Genomic DNA, 11,550 nt, shown 5'->3' with positions numbered 1-11,550 from the left:
AGATTGTACACAATGTACAATCTAATCTTCTTCAAACGTACCTTCAATATAATTGAATATTTGATTAAAACTTTCAGTCCCATCAAAATCAATAATGTTTTGTAAGTTATTTTGGATGGTTTGGAAATTAGGAAACTGTGAAAATGATCCTAAATAATAATAGTTAACACCTTCGTGAATGGTTGAAGCTTTATAAAATGTGTTATTACTTGAAGGGGTAATGTTATTGATTGGATTTGTGGAAACAAAATAATAATTTGAACCTGTTAACGCCCCTTGATTTTGGTTTGTTGCAGTTAAAGTAATATTAACATTGCCTAATACAAAGATATAAACATTGTTAATTTCAAGACCGATTTGATGGGTAGTAATATTAAAATCACCTTTTACGATAATAATCCCTGGGACCCCTACTAATGAACTTCTTATTTCTGAAACATCATTTAAAGTAAAGTCATTATTAATAATCATTGCCGATCCTCTTAAATCGAGGTAACTGGCTTGATTTGGATTGTTTGAAGGATCAATAGAAAGCGACTCTTCTAGTTTGATGACACTACGATCATCTAAAACACCACGATTACGGTTTGCTTCTATAAAATACGTTTCGTAAAAGTGTGTTTGGCAATCCCCTGTACAATCAAGTGGGGTTGCGTTATCAAAATCATCTGTTGCAATAAAGTCAAATAAATCAGTGAAATCTGAAATTGGATTAATGATTACAGGTTCAGAATCTGGATCGTTTTTAAGTTCAACCAACAATTCTTTTGATATCGTACGTCCATTTAAACGGGTATACGTTAATCTATAGGTTCTAGTAAAAGAAGTAGAATCTTCAGTAAACTCTTCATCCCCTATAATAATCCAAACAAGTCTATCTTCAGTTATGACTTCATTAAAGGCACTTAAATAATATTCTACAATTAATTCATTATATAAAGTACTAATACGTTCTAGTTCTTCTTGATCTTCATTAAAAAATGTTGTGTATTCGGTTAACGGCGAATTAATGAACATTTTCAGTTCATGCATCGCACTACGAACAATGGTTCTTGCGAACAAGTCCTCATCATTTTTTTCTACAATTGTACTTGTTCTTTGTGCAACATTTGCAGTATAAACACTCGTTGTTGTAATCGCAAAAGAAAGCACAAAAATAATTACAATGGCAATACTTAAAACACTACCTTTTTCATTTCTCATATGACTATGCCTCCTTAATAGAGTAAAGTCGAATTATATTCTTTTTGTGGTAAAATACCACCTGTACTTAAACGATAACTAACGACTAAGTTAAATTCTAAAAAAGCGCTTGAACAGTTTGATACAAGTTTTTCTATACCATAACCTATTGATAAACGATCTTCTTGATAACCTCTTAAACAATGTTGCCCCGCCTCATCAGTTTTAAAACGAATAACAGATCCTTCATGTAATACTAAATTTGGATTAGAAATTGGATTAGACGGGCTATTAACAAACAAACTAACATAAGAATTTATTTGGTTTAAAAAAGTATCGATTTGCTCATCATAGGTTGGTCCAGTATAAGTTAAGTCTGTTTCATCATAGATATCAACTTCAAACAAAACATCAAAGTAAATTGTATCTGTTTCAACATCCATAAACAAAATGTACACTTTAAAGACATCGCGTTTTAAAGAAATTTGAGTGGTATCTGCAACGGTTTCAAATACGGGTCTAAATTCGTTCGTAAGTAAAAAAACGAATTGTGTTTGTGTTTCTTCATTATTAGTTGATAAATCATATTCCATGATTGATTTATAACCCAAACGTTGAAATCTATAATTTAAGAAATCATTAATATCATAAACTTCATCATCTAATCGGTTGGTATAATCAATTACATTCTTTGTAATTAACGTTGTTGTTAAAATACTGAATAACATAACTAGTACCATACTTCCGATAGATATTGTGATTAACATCTCGAAAATGGTAACCCCTTTATTATTTTGAACTGGCTTCATGATTATTCTACCTCCACTTCAACTTCAGGAGATAAAAGACCGGTTCTTATAACATTACTACCAGAGGTTTCACCATATTGAATCCAAACGATTGTGCGCAAAATTCGTAAAGACGACCCACTTGTAACAGTTAATAGTCTATCACGAACTTCAATAGGGATTTCCCCATCCGTATAAGCTTGATTTACTGAAGCGATATACGCTGTATATTCATCTTCAGGGACTCTAAAAGGATACACGATCACCATAAATTGATCGTCACTGAAACTACGGTTAATGGCTTGCATTTCAAATACATATTCACAAACTCTTTGATTACTATAATATAATGTAAAAGAATTAATAGGGGCTGTTGAATAGTCTCTTAATAAATCGCACCCTTCATTTTCAGTAAACTTCAAAAAGGGTCTATCATGATTATTCAATGCAATTTCAACATCTTGGTAATACATGTTTTGAAAAGAAAGTAACGCCTCTGTTGTAAGCGAAGTCGCAACACTTTTATTAATCATGCGGACGTTTACTTGAAAGTTTCCACTAAGGGAAACTAATAAAGGCACTAGAATACTAGTTGTGATTAGGATAACCGCTAAAATTTCTATTAACGAAAACCCTTTTTCATTATTCATAGTAATCACCCTTTCCCTATTCTTTATTACATTATACCATATTAGCCATATATCGCTACTGATTTTAACTAAGAGAAAATAACATACAAATTTTAACTCTAATATACGTATTATGAAGAAAAAATAGATAAAACTTTCAATTTTACACATGATACCTTTGTTAAATAAAAAAAATATTGTATAATAAAGTAAATATGTGTAAATGTGGTGATAAAATGGCTTCTCAGTTTAGAAATAGTAACTTAGGATATTACCTTTATACTGCAGTGATTATACTCATTGGTGCAGCAAGTGTATTTGCATTTTGGTATATGATTACAGGCTTTAATATAGGGAAATATCCAGAAAACACATTTATTGGAAGTGTCTATGTAGGGGGCTTAACAGAGCAGGAAGCGGAAGAAAAGTTAAGGGATAGAGTCAATGCATGGCTAAATGATGAACGTGTTGTATTTGAAGTGAACTATCAGGGGTTCGTTTATGAACTAGATCGTGAACTTCTCTTTTTTGATATTAATAGAAGTTTAAACAATATTCAAGCAGGAAGGTCGAATGAACTCTTCGTGTCTTTTTCTGATCAAGTAAGGGCAGAAATTCTTTTCGAACTTGAACAACAGCCATTTATGGCGACCCTTCAAGATCAATTTGATTTAGAACAATTACTTGATGATTTTATTGAAGATGGCGCACGTATGAAGACTTTTTCAAGTAAAAATTTGAACCAATATATATTAAATGTAGAAAATCTTTATGAGATATTGGTATTATCTTCAATAGAAGTGCCAAGTAATATTAATCAGGCTAACTTTTATTCCAAATTGACCGATCAATATCCAGATGGTGTTATTCCAATTGGCGCTAGAACTGAATTTAGTATGCTAAGCAATTTTGGGAACGCCTTTACAAATGCCGAGTTAAGTTTTTTAGGGATACTATTCTTAGATACTATTAGTGAAACCCATATGACAATATTTGAAAGAAACTATATTCCTCAAATTGACGGGAATCATACGATTAACGATTTTCCTAATTTTGGTAGAAATGTTTTAGTCCATCGTTCACAAGGACTTGACTTTAGTTTTGAAAATAATAGTCTTAGTGGCTATAATATTGAATTTGAATTAAGCGGTGGGTTCTTAATATTCAGATTAATTGGCGCACCATTCCTTAATGAAGTTGTTGTTACAAAAGCAATTACTTATGTCGATTTCCCAACCCAAACCACATCAAATCCAAGTTTAGTTCAAGATGGTACGCAAGGGGTAATCGTCCAAGTCATTCGTCATATACATAATTTAAACGGGGAAAAAATTAAAGAAGTTGTAATTATTACAGAATATTATCCACCAGTTGCAGAAATTATTCTTTCTTAAAGAGGATGTGAGTCTATGGCTAAGACCATACCAAAACGTTTAGGGGACGTTTTGATACGCGAAAATGTTGTTACAGAAGAAGAAATCAATGAGGCCCTAAGACGCCGTGATAAAGGCGAAAAAATTGGGGAAGCATTAATTAGATTTGGTTACTGTACCGATTCGCAAATTGTTGATGCATTAAGTGATTCCTTAGGAATTAAACGTGTTAACTTAGGGTTAATTTACGTTGATGATGCGGTATTAAAACTTTTAGATGAAGATTTTGTATCTAAATCTAAAATCATGCCGATAAACATTAGTGGGCGTCGTATTGTTATTGCAACAAACGATCCGCTCGATTTTCCAACCCTAGAAAACGTGCGTTTAAAAACAGGAATGAATGTTGAAACAGTTATTGCAACAAAAAATGACATTGATACAGCAATTGCGCGTTATTACGGGTTCTCTAAAACATTAAAATCACTTGGAATTGTGGTTGATTCTGAAAAGAAAACAACTGAAAAATTCTATGATGAACTTGTAAAAGAACCAGAACAAGAAGCGGCAGAAAGCCCAATCATTCAGCTAGTAAACCAAATATTACTGACAGCTGTTAAATCAGAAGCCAGTGATATTCATATTGACCCTACGGATATCGAGTTTAAAATAAGATACCGAATTGACGGGGTTTTAAGTACTGAAAAATCATTACCGAAAGTTATTTTACCAAAACTTGTCTCACGTATTAAAGTTATGTCTCATATGGACATTACCGATAATAGAACACCTCAAGATGGGCGTATTAAAACGGTTATTGAAGGCCGTCCAATTGATTTACGTATTTCAACTTTACCTACTGTACGTGGGGAAAAAGTCGTTATGCGTGTGCTTGACTTATCACGTGATTCACAAGGGATTGATCGTTTAGGGTTATCAGAGGCTGATCGTAAAATCTTTATGCGCATGATTAGCCGACCAAATGGAATTGTACTCGTATCAGGACCAACGGGTTCTGGGAAAACAACCTCACTATATGCTTGTTTAGATCAATTAAATGATCCTGATGTGAATATCATTACGGTAGAAGATCCCGTCGAGATTGAACTTGAAGGGGTTAACCAGGTAAATATTAATCCAGATATTAATTTTACCTTCGCAAGTGCACTGCGTTCTATATTACGACAAGATCCAAACATCATTATGATTGGTGAGATTCGTGACGTTGAAACAGCACAAATCGCAGTTAAAGCAGCATTAACAGGGCATTTAGTACTGTCTACAATCCATACTAATAGTGCGGTTAAAACCATTGGGCGTTTAATTGATATGGGGATTGACCCGTTCTTAGTTGCCTCATCTATGAGTGGGATTGTTGCACAGCGTTTAGTTAGACGTGTATGTAATGTTTGTGCTAAAGCAGAAGCCCCAACCGAAAACGAAAAAGAAATCTTCGCACGTAATGGGTATGATGACATTAAACGTGTAAGAAGAGCTGTTGGTTGCTCAAGTTGTAACAATAAAGGCTATAAAGGCCGTGTTGCTGTATTTGAAATGCTTGATGTTAACGAAAAAATTATCCGCATGATATCAAATCATGAAAAAGAATATGATATTTTAGAACAAGCCCGTAAAGACGGTACGAAATTACTCGTTGAAGCAGGTCTTGAAAAAGTTAAAGAAGGCATTACAACCGTTGAAGAAATCTTGAAACTAGGACTCGATTAGGAGGATAGCCATGAAAATTAATGATTATCGTTATAAAGCGAAACGCATGAAGGACGGGAAAATCGTTAAAGGGATGGCAGAAGGGCCTTCTAAGGCGATTGTAGATCAATTTTTATTTGAAAACGGCATGCGTGCAATTGAGATAGAAATGCATAAAAGTCTTATGGCACAGCTTAACCGTATTACGCTTGGTAAAATTATTAAAGATAAGGATTTAATCTTTTATTTAAAACAATTATCCTCACTCCTTCGTTCTGGGGTGAAGTTAAATGAAGCATGTGAAATCTTAGCGACACAGCAAACCAATAAAGCGGTACGTAGAATTTATTATGGGATTTATTATGAAGTAAACGGCGGACAGTTGTTTTCTGAATCTATGAAAGAATACCCTAAAGAATTCCCTAAGATTTTAGTTTCAATGATTGCTGTTGGAGAAAAAACAGGCGATTTAGAAGATGTACTGACCGAAATTGTCGATTACTTTGAAAAACAATACCGACTCAAATCATCAATTAGATCAACTTTAATGCTTCCAATTATTTATATGACAGTTGCCATCGGTGTTGCCATATTCTTAATGGTAGGGGTACTCCCTCAGTTTGAAGGGATGTATGACCAATTAGGGGGAGAATTACCTGGTGTCACCGTGTTTTTCATGGATATTGGTAAATTCTTACGCGCTAATGGAATCTATCTATTAATAGGCTTTATAGCGTTTATTATATTGTTTAGAACTTTAAAGAAAAAAAGTTATAAATTACAGTATGCATTAAGCTATATTGCAATTAGGATGCCTATATTTGGGGCATTAACAGTCTTAAATAATCTTTCACGTATTGCATCAACCTTAGCACAGCTCATGAAAAACCATGTCCCATTACAAGATTCACTAAAGACTACGTATGACACACTTGATAATAAAGTTTACCGTGCATTACTTGTAGAAGCACAAAAAAATGTTAATGGTGGAGAACTCATGAGTACTGCATTTGAACATCACTTTGCCTCAGAAGTCGTATTCACACGTATGATGAGTGTTGGTGAACGAACAGGTGAACTCGGTAAGATGATGTCAGGACTTGCACAATTTTATGATGAAGACAGTGAAATAAAAGTAGAACGTATGAAAAAAGCATTAGAACCATTACTATTAATCTTCATTTATGTCATGATTGTAATAATGATTTTAGCCGTTATGATGCCATCACTTGCACTATCAGATCAGTTAGGCTAAATAACGCTTAAACATAAAACATATTAAATAATACACAAATTACTATATTTAGTTGACTACGAACTAATATATGTGGTATATTTAAAACAACTTAAGGCTTGTTAGAGGGGTTCTTAATAAGCTTAAATAATAAAAAAATAGGAGGAAATAAAATGATTAAAAATAATAAAGGGGTAACGTTAGTTGAGTTACTAATCGTTATCGTAATTTTAGGAATTATCGCAGCAATCTCTATTCCAGCTGTTGGTGGAATAGTTACAAATGCACAAAAAGATGCAGTTATTGCAGATGCAGTATCAATTAGAAATGCAGCTAACTTATACTGTACTTCTGCTAATGCTACTGAGAGAGCTCAGTACTGTGCCGCTTCATCAACTGAAAATGATAACTTAACTGAAACTCAATTATCAGAGTTTATAAGCGGATTAGCTGCAAATGTAACCTACGTAGTTAATTACTATGATGGTGTCTATCTTGTTGCTGTCGTTACTCCAAGTTATACATTCATTGGAAATCCAAGTACAGCTACAAGAGGTATGGTATTAGACCAACCCGACACATTATTTACTATAGCGGAAGCAGATTTCACTCTAGAACCACCTGCGTTTGTACCTGCTGGTTAATAATTTAACTTAAAGCAATATCTTCGGATATTGCTTTTTTAAAATAACAAGGAGCTAATTTATGATATACATATTTGTATTCTTGTTTTCAAGTCTATTTACATCATTTTATACCGTTGTTGGAACACGATTACCAAAGAAGCAATCTATTCTAGGGCATAGTCAATGCGATAACTGTAACCAACCTATTCCGTGGTATGGTATCATACCACTTTTGGGCTGGTTTTTAGTAAAAGGTAAATGTAGTAATTGTAAAAATAAAGTTAGTATAAAATATCCAATATATGAACTACTAGGTGGTTTATTGATTACTTATGTCTACTATATTTATCAAGATAACTTAGTTGAGTTTGTTATAGCGGCAATATTCATTTCATTAATGATCATTGTTACCGTATCTGATATAGAATATCAAATTGTTCCTGATAAAATACTCATTATATTCTTACCAACCGTTTTTATTTTAAGAATGATTTATCCCATGCATACATGGATTGATGCGCTTTTTGGTGGTATTTTAGCATTTACTTTTATGTACTTTTTGGCTTGGTATGGTAAATATCGCTTTAAACAAGATGCCCTTGGTGGTGGAGATATTAAACTCTATTTTATTATCGGTTTATTTTTAGGATTAAGATTAGTATTTATGAGTTTGTTTTTTGCTTCATTACTTGGTATAATACTAGGTAGAAGCATACTAAGGAAGAATAATCCTATTCCATTTGTACCATTTATATTTTTAGGGGTTCTTATAACGTATTTCTTTGGGGTAAGAATACTAGAGTGGTATGCATCTTTGTTATAGGAAAGGGTTGGTTGTATGGCACGTAGCGTACTGAATGTTTTTTTCACAGATAGAGAAGTATCATTTATTGAAAAGCCAGATGGCTATAACATGAAAAAACTAAAATATAGTTCAGTAGAACTTGAACCCGGTATTATAGAAAACGGGGTTATTTACCGAGAAGAGCGTCTTTTAAAAATATTAAAAGACACTTTTAAAATGTTTAAAATTAGAGCAAGACGTGTAAACTTAATTGTTCATGAAGAACTTTTTACTTTTAGAAAAATAGAAGTGCCTATCATTTATAAACCAAATGAAATTGGTGATTATATTCGCCAACAAATGGAAAAGATGATAATGGTACCATTTAAAGACATGAAAATGGATTATGTGATTCACCGTAAAAATGAAGATCATTATGAAGTTATTATGTTTTACGCACCACAAAATGAACTAAAATCTTATGTCTCTCTTTTTTATAATATGAATATGCAAGTGGTTAGAACTGACATTCCACCACTTAGTTTACATCGCTTATTTTATTATAGAAAAAATGAAGATAGTGATTTAAGATTTGAAAAAGACGTTATGTTTATGGCGGTATTTGATCAAACTTATTCACTTTACATATTTGATGAAGAAATTCCATTATTTTCTTTAGTCCAAAATATTCAAGCTAAAACATTAACTGATAACAAATATTTAGAACTATTAGATAGTGAAATAGGGAAAATAGCTAACTATTATAAATATAATTTAAATGCTGGTGAACGTGAAATTAACCGCGTTATTGTCTTTAACATGACTAGTAGATATACCAATGAATTTCTCACTGAATATTTCCATGATGAAGAAATGATTCGCATATTTGACATGAAAAAAGCAAGTAAAATTGTTGATACGCTTATTGATAGGGAGTGTTATATTCCATTAGCGGCCTCACTAGTAACTCAAAGGGGGCTTTGGTAATATGGCAAATCGTAAATTCCAAGCAAAAGCCCAACAAATGGCTAATGAATTTATCTATATAGATTTACTTCCTGATATGAAACGTCCTAGACAGTTCAATGTTAATATTTTACTGATTGTCTTATTTGCAGTTATACTTAGTTGGATTTTTATATATTTTCCGCTATCAGCTAGGCAAGCGCGTTTAGATAATGCGCTTGAGGTAAATAGTGACTTACAATTTCAATTGTTACTTGTTAGTGAAGAAATGATTGGGTATAATATTGAGCAAAATCGTTTAAACTTCTTAAGAGTTGTTGAAAGAGTTGAGCATCATCAAATCGATTATCAAGATCATTATGCATTGATTGAAGATTTAATCTTGGCTTATGACGGAAGAGTACGTTTTGTTCGTTATAGTGCCGTCAATCAACAGTTTGATATTGTTGTTGAGCTAAATACAGCTATTGAGTTTAGAAGTTTAAACTGGGATTTTATTGATTTACCATTTGTCAGAACATCAAATAACTCCACACCTGCTATAACCTCCAACTTTACCTATACTGCGGTATATACGATTGAGGTGACATTAGATGCTGAATAAACGTTCAAGTGATATTTTATTTATTTTGTTATTATTTATTGTCATCGTAGGTGTTTTTGGCTTTAGATTTTTAATACTTAGTCAAATGGATAGTCGTATTGAATCAACTGAAAGAAATAATCAACAACTTCAAGCCCAAATCAATAGTATAGAGCGATTAGTAAGTGAAAATCGAAATGAGCAATTACCAAGTATGATTGAAATGCATCAAATAGTGCCTGCTAAATATGATAGAGATCAATTACTTCTTTATATTCAAGCACAGCTAGAACTTTCAGGAATACCAAATAATGCGCAAACACAAAGAAATGTTATTATAGGAAATAATCCAACCACATTCCCACAAGGGACACCATTAAGAGAATTATCTGATGATGTGGATTTATATACCGTCTTAATTACATTTAGAGCAGATGATTTAACTGAACTTCAACTGTTTATTGATAATTTATTCAATAGTAATCAAACCTTTTTAATTCAAAGTGTTGAGTATGATTTAACTAGTACAGGTCAAATTCCTGTAACCATTGCAATCGCTGCAGTATACGCTAAATAAATATAAAGCGCCGATTATTAATCGGCGTTTTCTTTTTGAAATAATGTAATTTCTTCAATAAATGCATCAAATAATGCTTCTTGGCTTACTTTTCTTTTAATCTTTCCTTTTACAAAAATTAAGCCTTCATTTTTACCCCCAGCAATACCTATATCAGCTTCTTTAGCCTCACCAGGTCCATTAACTGCACACCCCATCACAGCAACCGTTAAGTTAATCTGATTAGTGTTTAAATAATCTTCCACTTTAGCTAGAAATGGTTTCATATCATAACTTAGTCTTCCGCAGGTTGGACAACTTATAATTTTAGGGGCTGTATATAAATTAAATGATGCAAGTAGGGTTTTACAAGCTTTTAACTCATCTAGTCTATCGGCTGTTAAACTGATGCGAATGGTATCGCCAATCCCGTGATATAAAAGCGACCCAAGCCCTGCACTGCTTGCAATAATGCCTTGATATAAAGGACCAGCTTCAGTAATCCCTATGTGAAGGGGATAATCAAAGGTTTTAGAGGCTAGTAAATAGGCATCTATAGTTAGGGTGACATCACTTGCCTTTAAACTAATGATGGTATCATAAAAGTCTAAATTTTCTAATAAGGCAATATGGCGTTTAGCACTTTCAATCATGGCTTGTGCGGTGCGTCCATAAGTTTCAAGTAAATCTTTTTCTAAACTGCCAGCATTTACTCCGATTCTTATTGGAATCTTTTTTTCTTTACAGGCTTTAACAACGGCTTCAACTTTATCAATTGAACCAATATTACCTGGGTTAATTCTAATTTTATCTATCCCATTTTCAATCGCTTTAAGTGCAAGTCTATAATCAAAATGAATATCTGCAACAAGCAATGCATTGGTCTGTTTTCTAATTTCTTTTAAGGCTTCTGCATCTTCCATATCTAAAATGGCTAAACGAATTAAATCCGCACCATTAGTAGCATAAGTGTTAATCTCATTAACAACTTTTTCTATATTAGAAGTCTTATTTTGCGTCATCGTTTGGATCACGACTTTATTTTGTCCACCGATTTGTAAGTGTTTAACAAATACTTTTTTAGTTTGGGTTCTTTTTATCATATTATCACCGCTATTATTA

General features: G+C 32.7%; 12 protein-coding genes. 8 read left to right on the top strand and 4 right to left on the bottom strand.

What is annotated here, in order from left to right:
- Window positions 1-21: 21 nt before the first annotated feature.
- The 3 genes from ACHAJD_RS00480 to ACHAJD_RS00470 are packed head-to-tail and all read right to left on the bottom strand — an operon-like array spanning window position 22 to window position 2,620.
- Entirely contained in the window at window positions 22-1,203 is a 1,182-nt protein-coding gene (locus ACHAJD_RS00480; protein ID WP_435583880.1) for a hypothetical protein, read from the bottom strand.
- Window positions 1,204-1,217: 14 nt separating this feature from the next.
- Window positions 1,218-1,991 (bottom strand): prepilin-type N-terminal cleavage/methylation domain-containing protein, encoded by a 774-nt coding sequence (locus ACHAJD_RS00475; RefSeq protein WP_435583879.1) that lies wholly within the window; start codon window positions 1,989-1,991, stop codon window positions 1,218-1,220.
- A 2-nt stretch (window positions 1,992-1,993) separates the two neighbouring features.
- Window positions 1,994-2,620: a prepilin-type N-terminal cleavage/methylation domain-containing protein gene (locus ACHAJD_RS00470; protein ID WP_435583878.1), complete on the bottom strand. Its 627-nt coding sequence runs from the start codon at window positions 2,618-2,620 to the stop codon at window positions 1,994-1,996.
- 215 nt (window positions 2,621-2,835) lie between these two features.
- Between ACHAJD_RS00470 and ACHAJD_RS00465 the strand changes: the two genes are divergently transcribed.
- From ACHAJD_RS00465 to ACHAJD_RS00430, 8 genes are all read left to right on the top strand, one after another.
- Window positions 2,836-3,993: a hypothetical protein gene (locus ACHAJD_RS00465; protein WP_435583877.1), complete on the top strand. Its 1,158-nt coding sequence runs from the start codon at window positions 2,836-2,838 to the stop codon at window positions 3,991-3,993.
- Window positions 3,994-4,008: 15 nt separating this feature from the next.
- Entirely contained in the window at window positions 4,009-5,700 is a 1,692-nt protein-coding gene (locus ACHAJD_RS00460; RefSeq protein ID WP_435583876.1) for a GspE/PulE family protein, read from the top strand.
- 10 nt (window positions 5,701-5,710) lie between these two features.
- Window positions 5,711-6,934 carry a type II secretion system F family protein gene (locus ACHAJD_RS00455; RefSeq protein WP_435583875.1) on the top strand — a complete coding sequence of 408 codons (1,224 nt, stop codon included), beginning with the start codon at window positions 5,711-5,713 and terminating at the stop codon, window positions 6,932-6,934.
- A 152-nt stretch (window positions 6,935-7,086) separates the two neighbouring features.
- A complete protein-coding gene (locus tag ACHAJD_RS00450) occupies window positions 7,087-7,557 on the top strand; it encodes a prepilin-type N-terminal cleavage/methylation domain-containing protein (protein WP_435583874.1) in 471 nt (156 codons plus the stop codon).
- Window positions 7,558-7,618: 61 nt separating this feature from the next.
- Window positions 7,619-8,362 (top strand): prepilin peptidase, encoded by a 744-nt coding sequence (locus ACHAJD_RS00445; protein WP_435583873.1) that lies wholly within the window; start codon window positions 7,619-7,621, stop codon window positions 8,360-8,362.
- 15 nt (window positions 8,363-8,377) lie between these two features.
- Window positions 8,378-9,310: a type IV pilus biogenesis protein PilM gene (gene pilM / locus ACHAJD_RS00440; protein ID WP_435583872.1), complete on the top strand. Its 933-nt coding sequence runs from the start codon at window positions 8,378-8,380 to the stop codon at window positions 9,308-9,310.
- A 1-nt stretch (window position 9,311) separates the two neighbouring features.
- Entirely contained in the window at window positions 9,312-9,893 is a 582-nt protein-coding gene (locus ACHAJD_RS00435; RefSeq protein WP_435583871.1) for a hypothetical protein, read from the top strand.
- The gene (locus ACHAJD_RS00430; RefSeq protein WP_435583870.1) at window positions 9,883-10,449 is read left to right on the top strand and encodes a hypothetical protein; all 567 of its coding nucleotides are present in this window, start codon (window positions 9,883-9,885) and stop codon (window positions 10,447-10,449) included. The genes ACHAJD_RS00435 and ACHAJD_RS00430 overlap by 11 nt, the downstream gene beginning before the upstream one ends.
- A gap of 17 nt (window positions 10,450-10,466) precedes the next feature.
- Here ACHAJD_RS00430 and ispG read toward each other — a convergent pair whose 3' ends face one another.
- Window positions 10,467-11,528, bottom strand: coding sequence for a flavodoxin-dependent (E)-4-hydroxy-3-methylbut-2-enyl-diphosphate synthase (gene ispG / locus ACHAJD_RS00425; RefSeq protein WP_435583881.1), 1,062 nt, complete (start codon window positions 11,526-11,528; stop codon window positions 10,467-10,469).
- Window positions 11,529-11,550: the final 22 nt, after the last annotated feature.

Origin of the sequence: Liberiplasma polymorphum, from assembly GCF_043951795.1 — a bacterium.
Classification (GTDB): domain Bacteria; phylum Bacillota_I; class Bacilli_A; order Izemoplasmatales; family Izemoplasmataceae; genus Liberiplasma; species Liberiplasma polymorphum.
Note: the sequence above shows the minus strand (reverse complement) of the source record. Positions and strands in the feature narration are given on the sequence as shown.